Origin of the sequence: Xenorhabdus bakwenae (genome assembly GCF_030272115.1) — a bacterium.
GTDB lineage: Bacteria > Pseudomonadota > Gammaproteobacteria > Enterobacterales > Enterobacteriaceae > Xenorhabdus > Xenorhabdus bakwenae.
Genome location: NZ_CP119194.1, coordinates 680,792 through 703,666, shown reverse-complemented (window position 1 = coordinate 703,666; position 22,875 = coordinate 680,792). Strand labels below are relative to the sequence as shown.

Below are 22,875 nucleotides of genomic sequence, written 5' to 3'. Positions count from 1 at the left end.
GTCACGTATTCAACCCGTTGATAGTGGTATATAATTCCCTTTTTTCGGAGGAATTAAATGGCGACGGTTGAAGTAAAATGTCGATTTTGTCAACAAACCGAATTCGTCAAAAAAATACGGTAAAGCCGATGCTGGCCACCAACGCTATCGCTGTTTATCCTGTAAACGAACCTTTCAACTTGAGTACGCCTATCGAGCATGCCAGGCGGGTATAAAAGAACACGTCGTTGACCTTGCTATGAACAACTCGGGGATTCGTGATACTGCCCGAGCACTGCATATCAGTATTAATGCCGTTGTCCGTGTTTTAAAAAACTCAAACCGCGATGCGTAACAACACTTCCCCTGGATAATGTCAACGTTCAGCTCATCAGTGAAGTTGACGAACTGTGGTCGTTTGTCGGGAATAAAAAATGCCAACGCGGGCTATATGTCAGGGCGCGAGCATGCTTTGATGAATATTCAACCAAAGAAAACTCTTGCCCTATAATCATCACACCAACCCGCTTTTTTAAGTTTGTTCCTTTGGCTGGGTGCCCCACAATCGCATTGTTTGACCAGATTCAACACAATTCGCCGAAATAATGCCAGATTCTCAACCGCACCATCCAGAACAATTCTTGAATCTCTTCTTTAAAAACTACATCAAGGATATAGTGCTGACCATTCTCAATTCGCCAATGTTGACGAATATAGTGCCCCAATAACTTATGCTTGGGTGAAAGAGAACTCACGTAATAAGAAGTCTCCACCGTTCCTTTGCCGTTTTGTGTCCGGTGACGTTCAACCGCAATCACACTGCGGATCGTTAGCCACTTGTCGGCCAGTTCTGGCTCGAATTTTGCCTTTAACTGAAACACATAGCGCTCTTCACGTCGGCCATGGGCTTCTTGTTTAACTTCCGTGATAATTTTACGCGATGCTCGACTTTTATGGTGAGTTGAAATGACATAGCCGCTCCTTTATAACTTTAAGTCGTCAAAAATAGAGAAATAAAGGAACAAAAGGCTATGTCACAGCAAGATTTTATCATTTGGGTATTTTGTTGGGTAGATGAAAATCTAACGGTGTTACAGCAAGGCACACGGTTCAGAAGCCGGGGATATCCACCTAAGCTGAGCGATGCGGAAGCCATCACGATGGAAGTCGTGGGCGAATTTTTAGAATTTTCAACGGATAAAGGCATTTGGACGTACTTTCGTGACCACTGGCGCGAGTGGTTTCCGGGACTGGGTTCACGCGCCAATTTCGCTAAACAGATTTCGAATCTTTGGGTTGTTAAACAACAACTGCAAGAAAAGCTGGCGAGGTTATTGGGCGCGCCCGACAGGCCGGTACATATTATCGACGGATTTCCGCTGCCCGTCTGTGGATTCAAAAGAGCAAAAGGTAGTGCCAACAGCCGATTATGGGTACTGTGCCGCCAAAAACGAAACTTACTACGGCTTCAAAGGACATCTCATGATAGATGAAATCGGCGTGGTAACCGGGTTTACGCTGACGCCCGCCAATGTCAGTGAGCGTGAAGCAACCTGGGATGTGATCGGTTCGATAAAAGGCTATTTGCTGGGTGATAAAGGGTATTTAGGCGTTGAATTTAAACAGGAAATGAAGGCAGAGGGTATTGAAATGATTACCCCAGTGCGTGCCAATAGGGATGATCCCATCCCCAGAAAAACGAGAAGGGTCATTAACGCCAAACGCCGTTTAATTGAAACCGTCATTGGTCAACTTGCCGGGCAATTTGCTATCGAGAAGTGCTGGGCACGGGATTTGTGGCATTTGAGTAATCGAATTGCCAGAAAACTGCTTTCTCACACATTGGGTATTTTTGCCAATTTTAAACAAGGTAAAAGTCAACGCGACTGGCTTCAACAAGCCAACGTTATAGGATGTTAAAGTCGAGCATCGCGTTAATTTTCTCTTTACCCGCATCAAACACCGCCTGAAATTGAGATTGGACGGCTTCCCACAGATGGGGCTGATTTTTCTTCACCTGAACAACAACATGGGCTTTTTTTTCACTGATTTTCTTCAGTGTTTGGCGCTGACAATGCAAGGCATCTAGCGTGACTATGCTGCCTTTCAGGTCAAGAAGCTCTAGCATCTGCCGTACGATACTGATTTCACCGTTTTTCGTAGCGGTCGCTTTCTGGCTCAGAACTAACCCCCCGCTCCGTATCATACGCCGTGACCAGCTGAACGGCATTTTTCCTTTCATTACGGTAGGCGTGTCGCAGAACTTTTCCATCAAAAGCAATGACCGGTTTTCCTCCCTGTTCACGTTGCTCGTTGATCCAGTTGAGTAAAGCGTCCAGCAGGGAATCGAGCTCAATAGCGCGCACTATCCTGGCCATCATGTGTCGACGGGGTATTCCACTGAGAAAAGAACGATATTTTCTCAGCCATTTAATTTTAGCACGACCATAAGTTTCAATATTTTGCCAGCCTTCGGCGCCGGCCAGAATGGCACTGATGACAAGAAAAATGACATCAACCAGCTCGTATTGACGATTGATATCAGAACGGGTTTCTTTCACAACGGTTAAATATTCAATCAGGGTCTGGTTCGGATTCATGGGCGAGCATTCAAAGAAGAAATAAGAATAATTAGATCACGTAATTACTGTTCATTCAATAGGCGTTAAAAGTATGCTCGCGCCCTGGGGTCTTGCTTCGTTACTACAAGTATCACCGACAGACAGCAAACAAGAACAATCGCCAAGAGACTTGCCTGAAGATCAGTCTATATCTAACCATACTCTATTCGTCGCTCACATGTACGATTCATTGACGGATGAACAGCGCCAGAGATATTTGGAATCTATCCGAGAAGAAGAGCAAAAGGATACTGACCGCCATTTAAGCGGAAAGAGCAAAGCCAGCTAATGGGCTGCCTGGCCCATTAGCTAAAAGGTATTTAAAGATGATTTAAACAGATGATCGTGCACGCCCTACATTTACCAAAACAAGTGAATCAAAAACGTCTAATTCAAAATTTTTCTCATTTTGGTAAGTCTGCACGAGAAGTCGAGGCCATTCTATATCCCACATCTCAACTCCGTAAATTTATTGGAATTATTCCCGCGAAATCCCGTTTAATTTCGCCAATTCCCTATTTATCTTTGTTTCTCATTCTTTGTGGTTCATAACACCGAATTAATTAAGAGGCTGTGTTGCATAAGAAAAGATAACAAGGCGGTAATTTTAAAGAGCCTTGGATTCGCATGATAAGTGCAATTTCTGAAAAAGGTGGTCAGTTGCTATAGTTAGCATCTTTCTCGCCAAAGGAAAATGCACTATGACCTATAAACAACTGACCGAATCAGAAAGATATCAGATTTTCAGCTTAAAAGAAGCCGGTTTTACACAATGTGTTATTGCAACATCGTGTTATTGCAACATCACTTAAACGTCATCCATCAACGATTAGCCGGGAACTGAGACGAAATCAGGCAGCACAGGGATACTGCCCTCAACAGGCTCAGTGTAACGCATTGGAACGCCGCCATTCCGCCGTAAAAGTCATCAAAGTGACATTGAAGATAAAGACGTTGATTAAGCAGTTAATTTGGAAAGGGTTGAGTCCTGAACAAACGGTAGGTTATCTCAAAAAAGAAAATATCATTTCTTTGCATCATGAAATGGTTTATCGATTGATTTATCAGGATAAATGTCATGGTGGTGATTTATGGCAGCACCTCAGAATTGCTAAAAAACCTTATCGTAAACGCTATGGCAGCTATGAGCGTAGAGGAAAAATCAAAAACAGAGTCAGTATTGAGAAACGCCCTAAAATCGTGGACAAAAGACAACGCCTTGGCGATTGGGAAGAAGATACCCTCGTTGGAAAAGATCATAAAAGTGCACTGCTGACCTTAGTTGAACGAAAATCGCTATTTACCATTATCATTAAGCTTGAGAATAAAACAGCAGAAGCAGTCACAAAAGCGATAACAAGACACTTATCACTTTTAAAACAGAAAGTTAAAACCATTACCTTTGACAATGGCCTCGAATTTGCCGAACATGAACTTATCAGTAAAAATTTAGGGGCAAAAATTTATTTTGCTCATCCTTACTCGCCTTGGGAGAGGGGTATAAATGAGAATACGAATGGATTAATCAGGGAATACTTTCCAAAAGGAACCGATTTTAATAAGGTATCAGAGTTGGAGATAAATCTCGCGGCAAACAGCTTAAATAAGCGGCCACGAAAAACACGTGATTATAGTACACCGGAGGAGATATTTAAGCAACTGTCTTGAACGCGATTTTATGGCGTTATCTGATGATACGAATTATTCCATTCTTCATTTTTTCTAATCATCGCATTCAAGATGGTCAGCAGCTTGCGCATACAAGCCACAAGAGCCACTTTTTTGGCCTTACCCGCCGCCAGCAGGCGGTTGTAAAACGTCTTGATTACCGGGTTAAAACGGGTTGCCACGAGTGTGGCCATATACAACGCTGTCCGAACCCCAGCGCGCCCGCCAAAGATGGTTCGTCGACCCCGCATAGTTCCCGAGTCACGGTTAACAGGAGCAACGCCAACAAGTGCACTGATTTCCCGACGCGAGAGCTTGCCCAGTTCAGGGACTTCTGCCAGCAGGGCTGCTGTTGTCATTGCCCCAATGCCCTTGATGGCGCTGAGCCGGTCAGCCAGTTCCTTAAAATGAATCTGGATATGTTTATTCATATCTTCATCGATCCGCGCCAGCTCAGCTTCCAGTGCTTTAATGACAGTGTTGATGCTCTTTCTGCTCTGAGGATGCGCAGGATGTAGGCGATTACGCTCAGCAACCAGCATCGTAATCAACTGCCGTCTGCGCACCACCATGGCAGAAAGAATCTGACGTTCCGCATCTGGCAGCGCCCGAATAAACCGTTCTCGTTCGGGATGACGGTTTATCACTTCTGCCATCTGAGTCAGGACCTTGGCGTCAATGCGGTCAGTCTTTGCCAGATATCCCATGGCCCGGGCAAAATCTCGCGCTTGCCTGGGATTAATAACAACGACATCAAACCCTTCGGCCTGAAGCGAGCAGGCAACAGCAGATTCCAGTCCACCGGTGGCTTCCATCAGAATCAGGGACACGAGATGTTGCTTCAGTACGGACACAATGGCATCAAAACCATCAGGATCATTACTGGCGGTGAATGCCTCTACGCCAGTACTCACGGCGATATCTAATGAGGCTTTGGAAACATCGATGCCCACACAAAGTGGATTTGGCTGACTCATATTACCCTGCCTTGCAAATACGTTATGGATGACGGACAACTGTTCGGGTTTCAGATGAGTGGCTCAGTGTATGCGTCAATAGCTTTAAAACGGGCTTAAAACCCCAGGGCAACTCAGACTGCGTACACTGTGCCAAATCTAATCGTATTTATTTTAACCTACTTTTAAGATACAAGGGCATAACGATAAAAGAAGAGAGACAATGATAGAAATCCATCCTTCCCAAACAGCGGAAAATGAAATACTGGAACGCAGCGTATTTTTTATTTCTGATGGAACGGCAATCACCGCAGAAGTATTAGGCCATGCCGTGTTATCCCAATTTCCAATTACTATTACTTCCTATACCTTACCTTTCGTGACGAGCAAAGCCAGAGCAGAAGAAGTCAGAGATCAAATAAACGCGATATATCAGCAAACCCAAATCAAGCCATTAGTTTTTTATTCCATCATTTCGGATGAAGTGAAAAGCATTATTACTCGCAGTAACGGATTTTGTCAGGATATTGTTCAAACATTAGTTGCACCATTACAGCAAGAAATTGGCCTGGAACCCAAACCCGAATTACACCGAACTCACGGCTTATCGAAAAAAAATCTGGGGCAATATGATGCACGTATTGCTGCTATTGATTACACTCTCGCTCATGATGATGGTATTTCATTACGTAATCTTGATCAGGCTCAAGTCATTATACTTGGCGTATCTCGGTGTGGAAAAACCCCCACCAGCCTCTATCTTGCCATGCAATTTGGTATTCAGGCTGCAAACTATCCTTTTACCTCAGATGATATGGATAATTTGCAGTTACCCGCCGCTTTAAAATCCTTTCAGCATAAATTATTTGGTCTGACGATTAGCCCAGAAAGGCTTGCTGCTATCCGTAGAGAGCGGCTTGAAAATAGCCGTTATGCTTCATTACGACAATGTCGGGTTGAAATTGCTGAAGTTGAGGCTTTATTTCGAAAAAATAAGATCAATTACCTGAATACCACTAATTATTCTGTCGAAGAGATTTCAGCCAAAATTATTGACAGCATGGGATTAAAACGTCGTATGTTCTGATTTCAAAACATCACATGTTTAACAATATTTATTCACGACACTTTCTCGCGTAAATATCATGATTGTCTGTTGAATTTACTGGGGGTTGAGTTATTGTGATCCCCCAGTTATTCCAGACTTTGTCACAATATGAAGTAGAATCCGAGAAAGAAAGTATATGTACAAAACAGATGAGTTAAGAACCCACCGCATTAATAGCCTGATCACACCTAAAGCGCTTGCAGAACAATATCCTATCTCAGACAAAATCTTACAAAATGTGACATTGTCACGAAAGCGTATTGAATCGATCCTAACAGGCGAGGATCAACGTCTATTGGTCATTATTGGTCCCTGCTCCATTCATGATGCTGATGCCGCCCTTGATTATGCCTCTCACTTATGCGCCCTGAGCAAAAAATACCAGCAAAATCTAGAAATCGTGATGCGAACTTACTTCGAGAAACCGAGAACCGTTGTTGGTTGGAAAGGCTTGATTTCAGATCCCATGTTGGACGGCTCTTGCCAGGTTAATAAAGGGATCTCCCTTGCCCGTAAGCTGTTAATTGATATCAATGAATTAGGTATCCCGACGGCGACAGAATTTCTGGATATGGTCACTGGTCAATACATTGCCGATTTAATCAGTTGGGGAGCGATTGGCGCCAGAACAACAGAGAGCCAGATTCACCGGGAAATGGCTTCTGCCTTGTCATGCCCAGTGGGTTTTAAAAACGGGACGGATGGTAATACGCTTATCGCTATTGATGCAATACGTGCGGTACGAGCCAAGCATATGTTTTTGTCCCCAGATAAAAACGGTCAGATGACTATTTATCAAACCAGTGGCAACCCCTATGGACATATTATTATGCGTGGTGGAAAAAAACCGAATTACAGTGCTGAAGATATTGCAGCAACCTGCCATAAATTACGTGAATTTCACTTACCTGAACGTCTGATTGTGGATTGCAGCCACGCTAATTGCCAGAAAATTCATCATCGTCAATTGGATATAGCAAAAAATATTGGTGAACAGATCCAATCTGGCTCAACAGCGATTGCTGGTGTTATGGCTGAAAGCTTTTTGGTCGAAGGAACTCAAAAAGTTATCCAGGGCGGAACTTTGACATACGGCCAATCTATTACCGATCCATGCCTCGGCTGGCAAGATACGGAAAAATTTATCAATATTCTTGACGAAGCCATGAAAAATCGTTCCTGAATCCTTTCCTTATTTTGGCTCCCCCAACTCCCGGGAGCCAATAATCCGAAAAAAATATTTTAAAGCCAAAATGTTAACTAAAAGTTTCAGGCATAGAAAAAAGAGCTTGAAGTTAACCATCATTGAAACGATAATTATTCTCAATATCAGAATAATTGCTGTTCAATAAAATCAATTGCATTGATGGTCAACTCTGGCGCAATAAAAAATCTAACAAACTCACTGCTGAATAACAGTGATATACCCGTTAATTGTGTCCACAGGAACACGCTATTTCACCATTGATGTTGCTGGTATTGGCCGCGCCAATGGACAAGATATCAGCATTCGGGGTTACACCCAAAAAGGGGTTTTGACGCTTGTTGATGGTCTTCGGCAAGGCACTGACACCGGGCACCTCAATGGTGTATTCCTCGATCCCGCTTACTCATTGCTGGGAGCACCACAGCATGGCCGTAATGCCAAACTGTTTGTAAGCTACCAGTGGTAAAAGAATAAACAAATTATTATCCCGATTTTAGAACAAAATTGTTTTTAAACACCGCTTTTTAAGGAGCCAGCAACTGTGAATCAGTCACTTTATGAACGTTACCTACAAGCCAAGGCAGAAAACAAAGCTAAATATGCACGCGATCTGGCGGCTTACCTTAACGTTAGCGAAGGAGAGTTATTGCATAGCCGTGTCGGTATCGATGCAGAACGTTTGAATATTGACGCTCCTATCCTGCTTCAGGAACTGGCAGCAGTTGGCGAAACCAAGGCGATTACCCGTAATGATTTTGCCGTTCATGAGCATATTGGCCGCTACGAAAATACCAAATTTAGCCCACATATTGGTTTGATCCTTAATCCACGTGAGCTTGACTTGCGTCTATTCTTCGAACACTGGAGCAGCATTTTCTCTTTGGTTGAACCCGCCAGGAATGGCGTGCGTCACAGCATTCAATTCTTTGACCGTCAAGGCGATGCATTGCATAAAGTCTATGCCACCAGTAACACCGATATGGTTGCATGGGGTGCACTGATCGAAAAATATCAGACCAGTGAAAACCCCGCGCTGGAAATTCAATCGGAAGAAGTGCCTGAACATGCAGAAGTTACGGAACAACTGAAAGTACAGTTAGATGAAGAATGGCGTGCCATGACGGATGTTCATCAGTTCTTCATCATGATGAAACGCCACAATCTAAACCGCCAGCAAATTTTCAACGCAGTGAAAGATGATTTAGCTTATCGTGTGGATAATTCAGCACTCACTCAACTTGTTGATGTTGCTCATAAAGATCAAAACGAAATCATGATCTTTGTCGGAAACCGGGGTTGTGTCCAGATTTTCACGGGTAAACTGGAACGTCTGATGCCTTATCAGGAAGAAAATTCTTCCCAGAAGTGGCTCAATATTTTCAACCGCAATTTCACTCTGCACCTGATTGAAAGTGCCGTCACAGAAAGCTGGGTTACCCGTAAACCCACCGATTGTGGTTTCGTTACCAGCCTTGAGTTGTTTGATGCCGATGGCAACCAAATCGCACAGTTATACGGCCAACGCACTGAAGGAACTCCTGAGCAAGCCCAATGGCGTGAACAAATTGCTGCTTTACCTAAACTTCAACCAGAACAGGAAACTTGTGTAGCATGAAAAAATGGCTTCTAACATTTATGCTTGCCATCTCTTTCAATGTGTTCTCTGCTGAACGCATTGTTACCATTGGTGGCGATGTGTCTGAAATTGTTTTTGCACTTGGTGAAGGACAGCACGTTGTCGCAAGGGACAGTACCAGCCAAAATCCCAAAGAGCTGCTTTCCTTACCCGATATTGGGTATATGAGGATGTTGAATTCAGAAGGGATTCTATCTATGCGCCCCTCACTGGTGATTGCAAGTGAGTCGGCTCAACCTTCCCTGGCACTCAAGCAAGTCGAAGATTCCGGTGTAAAAGTTATTAAAGTGACCAGCGAAACCTCGTTAGAAGCCGTTCCTGCAAAAATCATGACCGTCGCCAGGGCGGTCAACCAGGAAAAACGTGGTGAAGCATTGATTGCCCAATACCGGCAACAACTCGCAGATATCGCTACGTCAGATATTTCCGCCAAAGTCGTCTTTGTCATGAGTCATGGTGGCATCATGCCAATGGCGGCTGGTCAGAAAACAGCAGCCGATCACATTATTCGGGCCATTGGTGCAAAAAATGCGATGCAAGGCTTCCAGGGATATCGGCCTTTATCTCAAGAAGGTGTTATTGCCAGCAAGCCGGACTTACTATTGCTCAGCACCGAAGGGCTAAAAACGTTGGGCGGGATGGATAAAGTTTGGCAGCTTCCCGGGTTAAGTTTCACACCGGCAGGAAAGAAAAAACAGGTCGTGATTGTTGATGAAATGGGTCTGCTCGGGTTTGGTCTGCAAACGCCTGCTGTGATGAAGCAAGTCCGTAATGCTGCGGAGAAGGTGCAATGAGCCATTCCCGCTCCCCCAGTCTCGGTATGATAGTACTGAGTTTGTTGCTGTTCCTTCTGGCTATTAGTTCAGCAAATATGGGGGCATTGCCACTCTCTTTTAAAACACTGTGGGAGTCCTCTTTGGACGACCCACAGTGGCAGATATGGTTAAACATTCGCCTTCCACGTATTTTGCTGGCAATCCTCGTTGGAGGCGCACTGGCGATATCTGGTGCCGTAATGCAAGGGTTATTTCGTAACCCTCTGGCCGATCCTGGATTATTAGGGATCAGTAGTGGTGCAGCACTTACCGTCGCAATGTTTATTGTGTTGCCTTTCGCCCTACCTGCCAGCATTGCGTTGTACGGACATATTATTGCCGCTTTTATTGGCAGTTTATTGGTATCATCTCTGATATTCATTCTCAACAAATATAACCACGGCAACCTGTCAAAGCTACTCCTTGCAGGCATCGCCATTAATGCACTGTGTTCGTCATTTATTGGTGTATTGAGCTATATCAGTAACGACCAACAATTACGCCAATTTTCCATTTGGATGATGGGTTCACTCAGTCAAATAGAGTGGCCAACCCTGGCGATTGCTACATCACTCATTATCCCTGTTTGTATGCTGACAATCAGTCAGTCACGTAAACTCAATTTGCTGCAACTGGGTGATGAAGAAGCGCACTATTTAGGCATTAATGTCCAACGCACCAAATATCAATTATTGCTGTTAAGTGCCTTGTTAGTTGGATGTGCCGTTGCTTTGACCGGTGTCATTGGTTTCATCGGCTTAGTTATCCCACACCTTGTCAGACAACGATTCGGGGGGGATCATATCTGGCTACTGCCGATATCTGCCCTGGGTGGTGCCTGTCTTCTGTTAAAAGCCGACACATTAGCCAGAACATTAGTTTCTCCTGCTGAAATGCCAGTAGGCCTTATCACTGGTTTGATCGGTGCCCCCTATTTTTTATGGCTCATTCTTAAGCCATCAAAAGACCGTTCATAATGGAACCGAACATGTCAAATAATTTACTTGAAGCACAAAATTTAAATTATTTCATCGGGCAGCGTCAGATAATCAAAGATGTTTCCCTTTCCCTGCATCAGGGAGAAGTTGTCGCAATTATCGGCCCAAACGGAGCGGGGAAATCAACACTGTTACGTCTATTGACCGGCTATATCCTACCCAGTTCGGGAGACTGTCTGTTAAAAGGAATGCCCATTTCCCGCTGGCCAACTCAGCAACTGGCTCGCATTCGTGCCGTCATGCGGCAATATAGCGCCCTCTCCTTTCCATTTAGTGTAGAGGAAGTCATCGCTATGGGACGTGTTCCCCATGAAAATACCCACAAAAGAACCGCCATTGATGAAGCGATTACTTTGACAGAGTGTGAAGAACTGAGAAACAGGAATTATCAGCAATTATCTGGGGGGGAACAACAACGGGTGCAACTGGCAAGAGTTTTAGCTCAACTTTGGCATCCTGAACCTACCGAATCTTGTCTGTTTTTGGATGAACCCACGTCAGCATTGGATCTTTATCACCAACAACATACATTGCGATTGGTTCACCGACTGACACGACAGCAGCCCATTGCGGCCTGTTGTGTACTGCATGATTTGAACCTGGCTTCACTTTATGCCGATAAAATTATCCTGTTGCATAAAGGCCGATTAGTGGCTTCCGGCACGCCACAAGAGGTATTGCGTGACGATATTCTTAAGCAATGGTATCAAGCCGATTTGGGTGTTATGCAACATCCTGAAACCCACCAGCCACAGATCTATCTTCGGCAATAAAAGGTTGTTTATCCCGGTAAATAATAATGAATAGAGAAGGATAGTTAACATCCAAAAAGAGTAAACCGATGACTCCCTCTATCATTAATGCGTGAAAAATAAATAATATCCGATTGCATGACATCCTCAACCCGAAGAATAAAGTGGCGTTACATCCTACGAGCTTGCCAAAAAACACGACGCCAATATCCATTATTAAGAGAAGAACGGATTACGCCTTTACTTGTGGATGCATGAATAAACGCATTGTTAGTATCGTAAATACCTACATGCAACCCACTCTTTCCACTGCCGGTTTTGAAAAAAACCAGATCCCCTAGCATCAGATCATCTTGGTTTATCCGTGTACCTATTTGGGTTTGTTCACTTGTTGTCCGGGGAAGTTGAATATTAAAACGATCAGAAAAAGTCCGGTACACAAAGCCGGAACAGTCAATACCATGCCTATCCATGCCACCATAGCGATACGGCGTATTCTGCCATTGCTCAAGTTGATCCTTCAACTGAGCAATGACCATTATCGGATCAGAGAGAGCGGCCTTCAGCGGAGACGAATTAGGGTTGGAAGCAGGGTTGGTACAACCAATAAGAAACAGGCTAAATAAAAGAAACAAATACCTCAATTTCATTGCTAATCCCCCGCCAGTACTCACTATTACATTGATTAAATGAGTTATATTTCTTGCTCATTTTCGTGCATTTAAGGTTATTTTAAGCTATTTTCTTATTTAAGGCACCCCATTCAGCACCCCGCATACAGTTACAGAACTAAACTGGAGAATATCAATTATGGCTTACTATAGCATAGAGAAGCGTCCCCGAGCAGACGGCACTTTACGTTACAGGTGCACTGTTGGAGTTAAATCTGGAGGTAAATATATATATCGAGAAAATCGCACATTTGGAAAACATTCTCACGCTAAAACGTGGGGTGCTAAACGAGTGGCGGAACTTGAACAAAATGGAATCCCAACACGTGGCAATATAGATGATTTTACAGTTGGTGACTTATTATCCAAGTATATCAATGATCCCAATCTTGGAGGAAAGGCAGGGAAAACAAAAAAATCTGTCTTAAATACGCTATTACGTAGCGAATTATCGAAATTATTGCTATCCAAATTATCAGTAAGCCATATTATTGAGCACTGCAAGCAGCGGCATTCTACAGGAACCACTCCCGCCACCATCAATCATGATGTCATCTATTTGTCGCTGGTATTAAAATCAGCTAAGCCTGTCTACGATATAAATTATACTTCAAATCCCGCATATGAAGCCCGTTCAATTTTAACCCAAATGGGATTGATCGGAAAAGGTCAGCGGCGCAGCAGAAGACCAGAACGAGAAGAGTTAGATCGATTAATTGAAGCACTACACAAACGGAGCGGCCACTGGAAAAGTAAAATTCCTTATGAGGATATACTGAATTTTTCTATACTAACCTGCATGCGTATAGGAGAAGTATGTAAAATCAGGTGGGATGACATTGATGAGAAGCAAAAGTCTGTGATCGTAAGAGACAGAAAAGACCCCAGAAAAAAAGTAGGAAATCATATGTTCGTTCCTTTACTTGGGGATGCCTGGGATATTATTCAAAGACAACCAAAGTCTGATAGTGGGCTTATATTTCCCTACAATACGTTAAGTATATCTCAAGGATTTCACAGGGCATGCGTCAAACTAGGCATTGAAGACCTCCGCTACCATGATCTACGCCGGGAAGGGGCAAGTCGCTTGTTTGAGGCTGGGTTCTCAATTGAAGAAGTCGCGCAGGTAACAGGACATCGCTCGCTGAATGTATTATGGCAGGTATACACCGAGCTGTACCCGCAATCACTGCATGAAAAATTCAACAAACTTATGCAGCAGAAAGAAGAATAATTCCCCAAAGGGCGGGAATCTGCCCTTTAACTCTCAGGGTAATCAACTATAGAGGAAATCCCTATAGTTGCCGTAGATGGCTCAAATCTGAATCATGGTTGAAATTCCAATCATCTTCAAAATGTGATATCCCACTTTAGGTATGGTGATTTCCTCTACACCTTTTACCCTCACAGGGTTGCTTAATGTAACTGAGTGACTAACGACGAATTTCGTCGGTAGTGAGTACAAATAAATATAACGTATTGATTTTTACCATGACGCAAATTTGCGTCATCTTTAAAGTGGACTATCCCACTTTGGCTATTTCGATTTCCGAAGCACCTTTTCTTTTTGCGCTCCACCAAATGATGACCGCAAATGAACCGAGTCGCTAAATGATACGCGCAAAGTTTGTGTACCTCTCCATGAATTATCACCTTAATGGGCTTTTAAATCCCATTAGCGGAAAGTTTCGCTGAGTGACAGGCCAAAGTGACGGCCTCGAATAAATCAATGAGTTATTGAGGTGTGAGAAATTTTTCGCATACACATCAGCTAAAATTTCAGCCGATGACTGAGCGAAAAGTTTCGCTGAGTAACCGGACGAAAGTTCGGCTGATTGGAACAACCCGAAATTATCGGGTAGGCCAAAGTGAGGACCACGGTATTCTTCGAGGTCACTGAGCTAATGACCTCGACAACAGGACCCCTTAAACTCAAGGAGTCCCTAGAGTTAATTTCACTGCTCCGTTTGTGACGGAAGAATGCTGAATTAAAGGTGAGAAATCCCACCTTTAGCTAAGCCGTTGATTTTTCTCAATTCCCGCTCAGGACAGGAATTCAATTAAATCAACGGGTTAAAAGGGGATAATTATCCTATTTACGTAAGTGATTGATTTTACTTATTTCCGGTCCTGTGCCGGAAATAAGTAAAATCAAGGGGTTAAAAGTCGGGAAATCCCGCTTTTACTGTGCTGAGTTTTATCAGTCATATGATAAATTCTAACGCGATGCTCGACTTTTATGGTGAGTTGAAATGACATAGCCGCTCCTTTATAACTTTAAGTCGTCAAAAATAGAGAAATAAAGGAACAAAAGGCTATGTCACAGCAAGATTTTATCATTTGGGTATTTTGTTGGGTAGATGAAAATCTAACGGTGTTACAGCAAGGCACACGGTTCAGAAGCCGGGGATATCCACCTAAGCTGAGCGATGCGGAAGCCATCACGATGGAAGTGGTGGGCGAATTTTTAGAATTTTCAACGGATAAAGGCATTTGGACGTACTTTCGTGACCACTGGCGCGAGTGGTTTCCGGGACTGGGTTCACGCGCCAATTTCGCTAAACAGATTTCGAATCTTTGGGTTGTTAAACAACAACTGCAAGAAAAGCTGGCGAGGTTATTGGGCGCGCCCGACAGGCCGGTACATATTATCGACGGATTTCCGCTGCCCGTCTGTGGATTCAAAAGAGCAAAAGGTAGTGCCAACAGCCGATTATGGGTACTGTGCCGCCAAAAACGAAACTTACTACGGCTTCAAAGGACATCTCATGATAGATGAAATCGGCGTGGTAACCGGGTTTACGCTGACGCCCGCCAATGTCAGTGAGCGTGAAGCAACCTGGGATGTGATCGGTTCGATAAAAGGCTATTTGCTGGGTGATAAAGGGTATTTAGGCGTTGAATTTAAACAGGAAATGAAGGCAGAGGGTATTGAAATGATTACCCCAGTGCGTGCCAATAGGGATGATCCCATCCCCAGAAAAACGAGAAGGGTCATTAACGCCAAACGCCGTTTAATTGAAACCGTCATTGGTCAACTTGCCGGGCAATTTGCTATCGAGAAGTGCTGGGCACGGGATTTGTGGCATTTGAGTAATCGAATTGCCAGAAAACTGCTTTCTCACACATTGGGTATTTTTGCCAATTTTAAACAAGGTAAAAGTCAACGCGACTGGCTTCAACAAGCCAACGTTATAGGATGTTAAAGTCGAGCATCGCGTTAAATTCTATTAATTCCCTGCCTGTCATTTTATGTCATCCTGTCATCAAAACATGTATCTCACCCATTAAAGTTAATCAAGCCGTACTCTCCAGTATTGATGAACCGATTTTATTGATGTTCACAGGCGGAGCAGTATCCCACCGCCTTCATGTTACTTAGCAATGTGTATTGTTGATTAAATGAGGGAATAGCTATGCAAGATAAAAAACCTGACGTATCAAATTTAAAAGACACAGTACCAACACAACAATCCTATGAAAACTTTGGTTATACTGCCTTACCCGTTGGAGTTCCTATTCCTTGGCCGTCAGAAATTCCACCGGACGGTTGGCTTAAATGTAATGGTGAAGTATTTGATACAGTAAGATATCCGAAACTTGCCCTTGCCTATCCATCGGGCAGATTGCCTGATTTAAGGGGGGAATTTATTCGTGGTTGGGATGATGAGCGCGGAGTAGACTCGAATCGCCAAGTTTTATCGTGGCAAGCTGACAGAACAAAAAAGATACAACTGGCGGAAGGTAACGGTGGCAATTATCTAGCCTTATACCAAGGCCTCCCAGATAAACTCCGCTACCCAATTGGCAGAGATGTAATAGGACGCGCTACTGAAAACTCAATTGCTAACAATACAGGCGGTGACGAAACACGCCCCCGCAACATAGCATTCAACTATATAGTAAGAGCCGCTTAGTAGCTATCAGTCCTCCCCCGCGAGGTAATACCGCTCGCTTAAGTAAATTAAGATAAGCATAATCGGCCTTCGATGATTGTCTAAGGCCGATTTTTTATGTCTGAATTTTCTCGTGAACTCCAAGCCACTGCGGCATTGAATTACCCAGTCTCCCTGGATGCGTTTAGTCAAAACATTCCAATGGAATGGGTGACTGAAGCCGTTAAAGAAACAGGGCGAGCCACCGTGCGAAAACGTCGATTCCCGGCTGAACAAGCCGTCTGGTTAGTGCTGGGCATCGGTCTCATGCGAAATCGTTCTATCAATGAGGTTTGCGACAAATTAGATTTGGCGTTTCCTGATGCAAAAGGGGAACTGCCGTTATTAGCGTCAAGCAGTATCTCAAAAGCCCGATATCGCATTGGGGTTGAGCCCTTACGACACCTTTTTCATACCACCGCCACCGAATGGGAAAAAGAAGAGACAAATTATGCGACGTGTGGCCTGAAAATCTTATGCGTGGATGGCACTCAGTTTAAAGTGCCTGACACCGGCGATAACCAACTGCTGGGTTATGCCTCCGGCAAAGCGACCTTCCCCTCTGTGTTGGCGGTGACCCTGATGTCCGCCCGGACACACCTGATCTCTGATGTGGCATTTGGCCCTATCACCCAAAGTGAGGTTAGCTATGCCCAACAATTAGTGGGGTCTGCCCCCGAAAATACCCTGACGTTGTTTGATCGGGGCTTTCTTTCTGCGGAGTTATTTCAGGCCTGGCAGGGCACCGGCAAAAATACCCATTGGCTTACCCCGATAAAAAGCAAAATGCGTTATGACGTCATTCAGGAATACAGTGCTTATGACAAACTCATCGAGATGCCGGTGTCTCCCCAAGCCCGGAAAAGGTATCCTCACCTTGAAAAGACCTGGCGAGCGCGCCTGATCCTGATCCCGGAACCCAACGGTGAAATTAAAGGATTTATTACCTCCCTGGAATGTCCGGTGACCTATCCTCTTAAAGAGATCCTGACCGTGTACTGGGAACGATGGGAAACCGAAGAAGGCTATGGTGAACTGAAACAAAGGCAACTCAATAATATCGCTCTGCTGAGAAGCCAGACACGAGTAGGGATCTATCAGGAATTATGGGGCATACTGATTGCCTACAATCTGGTTCGGCTGGAGATGAGTCGGATGGCAAAGGCCTACTGTGTTGAACCGCTTCGGATAAGCTTTATCAACGCGTTACGGTTGATACAGGATGAATTTTTATGGTGTTCAGGACGCAGTCCGGGCACGATACCACAAAAATTAAAAGCCCTCAGGGAAAGTGGTAAACGGCTGATCTTACCCCAAAAGCGAAAACGGCAATCGGTTCCAAGGCAAGTGCTTTGTAAAACATCCCGTTATCCTTATAAAAAAAAGAACCGCTCGTGCTTAAGCGAGCGGTATTACCCCCGCGAGGGCTTTTTATATCGTCAAGGCTCCGAATTCACCTCCCCCTGCCCCACATTCCACACCGAATCCGCCGGCATCTGAACGCGGACATCTAACCGACAACCTTCGGGAATGTCGCAGGGTTCGGCATCGGCATAGTAGACTTTTTCACCATCCACGATGTCTTTTATCCGCCTGTTCTGGAACCGTTCAGGTAAATGGGTATGCTGACGGTGGAAAGTACGAATGATAATGCCGCCGCATTTTTTCACTGTGTCATCAATGTAAATGAGTTCCAGCCCGTTGTTGTTCTTCGGGGAGGAGATACCGCCGTGGACACCCCATGCTCCGTCAGCGTTATAACCCAGCACACCGGAGATTTGATAATGACCGGTGCCGAGTTTAGTGACAGTCGCGCCTTCGGATTCGTCGTTGGTGATGAATGTGCCATCGGGGTAGATTTGGATGATGGGGGACGCTTTTCTTACAATCCCGCTCCCATCAACGGTTACAGTACTCAGCCCGGTAGAAGCGGGGGCTCTTAATAGGCAATACCATGAAGATGGGCCATTTTTTCTGTATTTTCTTAAAAACGTCTGGCCATCATGCCCACCGGTATATCGCTGAATAACATATCCATCCCCAACATCACTGGGCAGGACTTCCAATACACCAAATTGTTTTATGGGATACCCCCTCTCTGGCGTTGCATTAACACCATCCGGTTGATAATAATAATTCGGTGACTGGAAAATATTAATCGAACTGGTTCCTAAATGAACTCCCGCTGACGTTATTGTATTTTCTGTCAACGCCATCGTGCCAGGTTTCATCGGATGATAGACTTCGCCTGTCCATTTATTACCATTCCAATAATCCAGAAATGCCTCGCCGTCTCGTACACCTAACATATAGCGTTTATCACCTGCTCGTGCCGAGACCCTACTCGCACCCAGTTCACCCGTAACGATCCCGCCTGTTTTATCCAGCTTCCCCTCCATCGTCGCCTGTAACGCCCGTATCGACTGTTGAAACTCTGTTTTATCTGCTTTTCCTTCTAATGCCGCCTGTAACGCCCGTACCGATTGCAGCGATACCGTCTGACCATTCGGCAATGTCACATCAATCACGCCATTCTGCGACATCCATTTGTCCATGTTCTGGAGGAACCGGGTGATGTAACTGGTGTTGGCCACAATATGTCGGACGCCATCCGAAACGGAATCGGGGAGGGTGGTCTGAATCTGGTATTTCGCGTTATTCAGGGTGGCCGAGGCGTTATCCGCCAGTACCAGTTCGGTATCGGAGTTCACCGCCTGAATCAGGTGGATTAAGTTGTTGCTGCCAGACTGGATTAACATCAACTGCCCGGGTGCAACGCCGTTGATATTGGAGATAAATTTCGTGCCCGTACCGCGGACAATAGCCGAGCCGGACACAGTTGAAGTGGTCAATAAAAATTGGTCACTGACTGCTGGCTTTAAACAGTAAGCCAATACCCGGGTTGTGATATGTTATTCCGAGTCCCCTTGCTTCAAGAGTCACTTTAATGGTTGGTGTCGTATTAGCGCGAATAACTACCGGGGGTGTAAATAACGTACCAGAAATGCATTGCGGCCCCTTATCAGTATGCTTCATATCGAAGCCCTGTTTGGTTACAAGCACGTTATCAACATAGACACAAACGGTCGCGTTCCCAGTTCCACTCAAAGAGCCAACATAAAGCTGTGTCATTATCGGGCCGTAAATAAAAATACGATCATACGGCATGTGTTCATGTAACCGCTTATGAAAGTAAATCGTCTCCCGGCCGTAATTGCCTAGAGTGGACCCATTTGAGACATTTCCCAATGTTACAGACACAACATCACCCACAATTTTGTTCGCATATATTGTGCCGCTGAAATTACCATCAGTCCCATTTATTGTACCAGTGAACGTGCCGCTGGTTGCATGAACAGTGCCGCGAACCGTCACATTGTGGAATTCTGCCGAGCCACCTTTATCAATTTTCCACCCCGCCCGACCTGCGACATAATTTCTGGACTGAATGAAGTTGCCGATTTTGGCGTTAGTAATGCTGCCGGGTCATGCTCCCAATCATTAGATTGTTGTAGTAAACTCCCCACTTTTTATTACTGGTGAGATATGGCTAAAGTTGATGTGGTTTGTCGTTACTGTCACAAAGCGGAAGAGGTCAAAGGGCATGGAAAAGGAAGCAGCGGACATCAGCGTTATCACTGTTATGCCTGCCGTAAAACCTTTCAACTGAATTACACCTACCAAGCCTGCAAACCCGGAATGAAAGATCAGATTGTGGATATGGCTGCGAATAATGGCGGTATCAGAGACACCGCTCGTGTCCTGAAGGTGGGTATCAACACCGTTCTTCGTACCCTAAAAAACTCGAACCCAGACAGGTAACTACACTGCCGCTGGCCGCAAATAATATTCATATTATCTGCGAAATTGATGAACAATGGTCTTTTGTCGGTAACAAGAAGAATCAGCGCTGGCTTTGGTATGCCTGGGAACCGGAGCAAAAGCAAATAATCGCGCACGTATTGGGGGATCGCAGCAGGAAAACACTGAGCAAATTGCTGGCACTTCTGGCTCCTTTCGAAATTCAATTTTTCTGTACCGATAATTATGCCGTTTACGATTGCCTTTCTGAGGAAAAACACTTTAGAGGGAAGAAATTTACTCAACGTATCGAAAGAACCAATCTGACCTTACGTACTCGCATCAAGAGACTGAATCGGAAAACGATCTGTTATTCCAAATCCGAAGAAATGCATGACAAAGTGATAGGCACTTTCATTGAGCGTGAATACTATCTTCCAAAGGTTATCTAACTATTGGGTGCATGACCGCTCTCCGAGCGTTCAAAATTGGGGATTTCAATATTGCGCTCCAGCCGATACCAGTCACGCACAATGGCGTAACAGTCCCATATACCATGCACGAACGGGCGGCCAATGAGCGGTTTTATTCCCTCAGCCGGCATCAGCGTACGAATATCCCCCTCCGGCCAGGAGACGATCACCCACGGGAGTTGTGACAGGTCACACTGGGCAATGTCTAACTGACTCGGCTGGGTTGTGGCGTCGGGGTGACTGTGAACGATAGCAACAATAGTCCCCGTGTCTTCGGCATTGGCGTAGTCTTCGGGGTGAATACTGAATTGCTCGGTGGGTGAAGGTGCGGTATTGCGACAGGGGATATATTGTTGTTTGCGGCTATGTTGAACCACCAGCCCACAGCATTCATTGGGGTATTCGGTTTTAGCGTGATCCAGGATGGCCTGCATAATGTGTGGGCGCATATAAAATTCTCCATATAACAAAAAACCTGCCGAAGCGGGTTAAGTTATATTCAAATTAATTTATTAGAATCGATAACCAACCCCGATCACCCATGTACCTACTTTGACTTCACCAAATTTTGAATATTCATATGATGCATCAATAGCCATATTAGGAATTGGGTTAACCTGCAAGCCAGCACCATAGGCAAGCTCTGTTTTACTCTCGCTATGTGAATACCCGCCTGCTTTTCTTTCCGCTTTGCCGTAAGCTGAACCAATTAAACCATAAACACTTACGTACTCATTAATACGATATGCTGGCCCGGCGGTTAACGAATAATAATCCAAGTTAGCGTTAGCCACCTTGTGCCCACCGTAATAAAAATCATACCCTTGGTGAGTGTAAACAAACGAACCAATGACACTCCAGTCATTATCAAATTCATAGCGATATTTGACGTTAAAACCTTTCGGGTTTTCTTTTAATTCCTCGTCGGTAACCTTAACATGGCTTTGCGCATATCCTACTGAGACTGTGCTTTCACCAGCGGCATATACGCTCATAGATAGGGTCGATATTCCCACAGCAACCAGCGTTGCTAAAACTAATTTTTTCATAAAAAACCTTTAATAATTAAAAAACACAAACAGTATACAAAAATCATTTTTTATGTCCTTTTGTGTTTCCTGAAATTTGATGTGAATCACTGTAGATTTTTCATCGCCTCAGCAAAGCCGATCCCGGAAAGCCACCAAAGGGCAATTGAGCGTCTTCTCCATATCTGGCCTTACAATCACTCATCAGTCCACCGCAGGCATCTTTTGACGGGTCGTCGGTCGGGTTGCCGTCCTCATCAAAATATTGAGTCCCTGTGTAGCCACATGGCGATTTACGATATAATCCACGCATACACCACGTGCAAAGGCTGTGTATCTGTCTGGTAGGAATTTGAATCCCCTGCAAGTCAGCAGGTGAAGACAGCGCAAACTGAACGCTTTCATTGTCCTCATGAGTTTTGCTATCAATATAGTAGACGTCGATTTTTTCCTGTGTGGGGTCAGCTTCTGAATTACCCTCCGGGAAATTACGCGCATCCAGATAATGTGCAAATGTCATACGAATAGTGACACGAGCCTGAGCCATATTCTGATAAGCCAGACACATTGCACTAATGGTGCCATCAAGGTTAGCCACAGTGAGTGTGGACGAAGTTGAACGACCATCGCTATTCACCTCCAGTCCCTCAATTCTGACAGGCCACGGCTTATACTCCACACCCTGCCACCAGATAGATTTAATCGGTAAGCTGTCTATATCACCTTCCAATTCCTTTTCTGTATAAGGAGTGGGGTAATTATGGAAGTACAGTTCTGGCCCACCAAAGGCGGAACCATCAACAGAAAACAAAAGAATCTTATTCCCCGACTCAAGGCGTTGGAGATCTGCATTAATTTTCATGCGCTGAATGCCTGTTCAAATGTTGCTGATATTTTCATAACACCACCTGCCATAGGGAGCATGGTTATTGAGTCTGCTTTGACCCGATACAGCCCTTTCTCACCAAACGGCGGCGTCCAGATAAATGACTTTAAGGTGTGCCTGCGGATAAACTGGAAGATAGGCATTACTTCTTCTTTAAATCCGGTGTAGGAGTAGGGCCAAGACTGGGTTTCGGGGTTAATTCCGTCAGCCGAGACCTGCTTATAGCCATCCCCAAACTCAACGACTTTAATTCGGTGTTTAAATTCACCACTGGGCGAATCCTGAATTTGAGTTCGCCATTTAAATACATCAATAGCCATATGAGTACCTATAAAAAAACC

Annotated in this window: 18 protein-coding genes and 8 pseudogenes; 16 read left to right on the top strand and 10 right to left on the bottom strand. The window is 44.6% G+C overall.

The window, feature by feature from the left end:
* Window positions 1–57 precede the first annotated feature (57 nt).
* Window positions 58–429, top strand: a pseudogene (locus tag PXH59_RS04190) (IS1 family transposase); the annotation flags it as partial.
* Between the two features lie 33 nt (window positions 430–462).
* Here PXH59_RS04190 and PXH59_RS04185 read toward each other — a convergent pair.
* A pseudogene (locus PXH59_RS04185) lies at window positions 463–914 on the bottom strand (ISAs1 family transposase); the annotation flags it as partial.
* A 96-nt stretch (window positions 915–1,010) separates the two neighbouring features.
* Here PXH59_RS04185 and PXH59_RS20185 point away from each other — a divergent pair.
* Window positions 1,011–1,899: pseudogene (locus PXH59_RS20185) on the top strand (IS982 family transposase).
* Window positions 1,900–1,915: 16 nt separating this feature from the next.
* Here PXH59_RS20185 and PXH59_RS04170 read toward each other — a convergent pair.
* A pseudogene (locus PXH59_RS04170) lies at window positions 1,916–2,579 on the bottom strand (ISAs1 family transposase); the annotation flags it as partial.
* Between the two features lie 73 nt (window positions 2,580–2,652).
* Between PXH59_RS04170 and PXH59_RS04165 the strand changes: the two are divergent.
* Together PXH59_RS04165 and PXH59_RS04160 are read left to right on the top strand one after the other, a co-directional pair.
* Window positions 2,653–2,889: a hypothetical protein gene (locus tag PXH59_RS04165; protein ID WP_285810475.1), complete on the top strand. Its 237-nt coding sequence runs from the start codon at window positions 2,653–2,655 to the stop codon at window positions 2,887–2,889.
* Window positions 2,890–3,301: 412 nt separating this feature from the next.
* A pseudogene (locus tag PXH59_RS04160) lies at window positions 3,302–4,268 on the top strand (IS30 family transposase).
* An 8-nt stretch (window positions 4,269–4,276) separates the two neighbouring features.
* Here the strand turns inward: PXH59_RS04160 and PXH59_RS04155 are convergent.
* Complete coding sequence (locus PXH59_RS04155; protein ID WP_285808913.1) at window positions 4,277–5,245, bottom strand: IS110 family RNA-guided transposase; 969 nt, start codon at window positions 5,243–5,245, stop codon at window positions 4,277–4,279.
* A gap of 244 nt (window positions 5,246–5,489) precedes the next feature.
* Between PXH59_RS04155 and ppsR the strand changes: the two genes are divergently transcribed.
* The 7 genes and pseudogenes from ppsR to PXH59_RS04120 all read left to right on the top strand — a co-directional run bounded on the left by ppsR (window position 5,490) and on the right by PXH59_RS04120 (window position 11,761).
* Window positions 5,490–6,311 (top strand): posphoenolpyruvate synthetase regulatory kinase/phosphorylase PpsR, encoded by an 822-nt coding sequence (ppsR, locus tag PXH59_RS04150; protein ID WP_285811625.1) that lies wholly within the window; start codon window positions 5,490–5,492, stop codon window positions 6,309–6,311.
* A 157-nt stretch (window positions 6,312–6,468) separates the two neighbouring features.
* Window positions 6,469–7,515, top strand: coding sequence for a 3-deoxy-7-phosphoheptulonate synthase (locus tag PXH59_RS04145; RefSeq protein WP_285810474.1), 1,047 nt, complete (start codon window positions 6,469–6,471; stop codon window positions 7,513–7,515).
* Between the two features lie 280 nt (window positions 7,516–7,795).
* Window positions 7,796–7,939, top strand: a pseudogene (locus PXH59_RS20020) (TonB-dependent receptor plug domain-containing protein); the annotation flags it as partial.
* Window positions 7,940–8,080: 141 nt separating this feature from the next.
* On the top strand, window positions 8,081–9,154 hold the full coding sequence (locus PXH59_RS04135; protein WP_285810473.1) for a hemin-degrading factor: 1,074 nt from the start codon (window positions 8,081–8,083) through the stop codon (window positions 9,152–9,154).
* The gene (locus tag PXH59_RS04130) at window positions 9,151–9,969 is read left to right on the top strand and encodes a heme/hemin ABC transporter substrate-binding protein (RefSeq protein ID WP_285810472.1); all 819 of its coding nucleotides are present in this window, start codon (window positions 9,151–9,153) and stop codon (window positions 9,967–9,969) included. The genes PXH59_RS04135 and PXH59_RS04130 overlap by 4 nt, the downstream gene beginning before the upstream one ends.
* Window positions 9,966–10,967, top strand: a complete 1,002-nt coding sequence (locus tag PXH59_RS04125; RefSeq protein WP_285810471.1) for a FecCD family ABC transporter permease — start codon at window positions 9,966–9,968, stop codon at window positions 10,965–10,967. Before PXH59_RS04130 ends, PXH59_RS04125 begins: the two co-directional genes overlap by 4 nt.
* Complete coding sequence (locus tag PXH59_RS04120; RefSeq protein ID WP_434223341.1) at window positions 10,967–11,761, top strand: heme ABC transporter ATP-binding protein; 795 nt, start codon at window positions 10,967–10,969, stop codon at window positions 11,759–11,761. Before PXH59_RS04125 ends, PXH59_RS04120 begins: the two co-directional genes overlap by 1 nt.
* A gap of 149 nt (window positions 11,762–11,910) precedes the next feature.
* On the opposite strand, the gene PXH59_RS04115 is transcribed toward PXH59_RS04120, so the two are convergent.
* Window positions 11,911–12,390, bottom strand: coding sequence for a C40 family peptidase (locus PXH59_RS04115; protein WP_285810469.1), 480 nt, complete (start codon window positions 12,388–12,390; stop codon window positions 11,911–11,913).
* 160 nt (window positions 12,391–12,550) lie between these two features.
* Between PXH59_RS04115 and PXH59_RS04110 the strand changes: the two genes are divergently transcribed.
* The 4 genes and pseudogenes from PXH59_RS04110 (at window position 12,551) to PXH59_RS04090 (ending at window position 17,846) form a co-directional block, all read left to right on the top strand.
* Entirely contained in the window at window positions 12,551–13,645 is a 1,095-nt protein-coding gene (locus PXH59_RS04110; RefSeq protein ID WP_285810468.1) for a site-specific integrase, read from the top strand.
* A gap of 1,083 nt (window positions 13,646–14,728) precedes the next feature.
* Window positions 14,729–15,617 (top strand): annotated as a pseudogene (locus tag PXH59_RS20180) (IS982 family transposase).
* A gap of 210 nt (window positions 15,618–15,827) precedes the next feature.
* A complete protein-coding gene (locus tag PXH59_RS04095; RefSeq protein ID WP_285810465.1) occupies window positions 15,828–16,328 on the top strand; it encodes a phage tail protein in 501 nt (166 codons plus the stop codon).
* A 96-nt stretch (window positions 16,329–16,424) separates the two neighbouring features.
* Window positions 16,425–17,846 carry an IS4 family transposase gene (locus PXH59_RS04090; RefSeq protein WP_285810464.1) on the top strand — a complete coding sequence of 474 codons (1,422 nt, stop codon included), beginning with the start codon at window positions 16,425–16,427 and terminating at the stop codon, window positions 17,844–17,846.
* On the opposite strand, the gene PXH59_RS04085 is transcribed toward PXH59_RS04090, so the two are convergent.
* Complete coding sequence (locus tag PXH59_RS04085) at window positions 17,786–19,198, bottom strand: pyocin knob domain-containing protein (protein WP_285810463.1); 1,413 nt, start codon at window positions 19,196–19,198, stop codon at window positions 17,786–17,788. The genes PXH59_RS04090 and PXH59_RS04085 overlap by 61 nt on opposite strands.
* Before the next feature lie 10 nt (window positions 19,199–19,208).
* A complete protein-coding gene (locus PXH59_RS04080; RefSeq protein ID WP_434223360.1) occupies window positions 19,209–19,823 on the bottom strand; it encodes a phage tail tip fiber protein in 615 nt (204 codons plus the stop codon).
* 69 nt (window positions 19,824–19,892) lie between these two features.
* On the opposite strand from PXH59_RS04080, the gene PXH59_RS04075 reads away from it, so the two are divergent.
* A protein-coding gene (locus PXH59_RS04075) for an IS1 family transposase (protein ID WP_285808308.1) occupies window positions 19,893–20,599 on the top strand; the annotation gives its coding sequence in 2 pieces (ribosomal slippage) (window positions 19,893–20,142 and window positions 20,142–20,599; 708 coding nt in all).
* A gap of 20 nt (window positions 20,600–20,619) precedes the next feature.
* Here PXH59_RS04075 and PXH59_RS04070 read toward each other — a convergent pair.
* From PXH59_RS04070 to PXH59_RS04055, 4 genes and pseudogenes are all read right to left on the bottom strand, one after another.
* Window positions 20,620–21,069, bottom strand: a pseudogene (locus PXH59_RS04070) (C40 family peptidase); the annotation flags it as partial.
* Between the two features lie 63 nt (window positions 21,070–21,132).
* Entirely contained in the window at window positions 21,133–21,669 is a 537-nt protein-coding gene (locus tag PXH59_RS04065; RefSeq protein ID WP_285810461.1) for an Ail/Lom family outer membrane beta-barrel protein, read from the bottom strand.
* 100 nt (window positions 21,670–21,769) lie between these two features.
* Window positions 21,770–22,510: a phage minor tail protein L gene (locus tag PXH59_RS04060; protein WP_285810460.1), complete on the bottom strand. Its 741-nt coding sequence runs from the start codon at window positions 22,508–22,510 to the stop codon at window positions 21,770–21,772.
* A complete protein-coding gene (locus PXH59_RS04055; RefSeq protein WP_285810459.1) occupies window positions 22,507–22,854 on the bottom strand; it encodes a phage tail protein in 348 nt (115 codons plus the stop codon). Before PXH59_RS04055 ends, PXH59_RS04060 begins: the two co-directional genes overlap by 4 nt.
* Window positions 22,855–22,875: the final 21 nt, after the last annotated feature.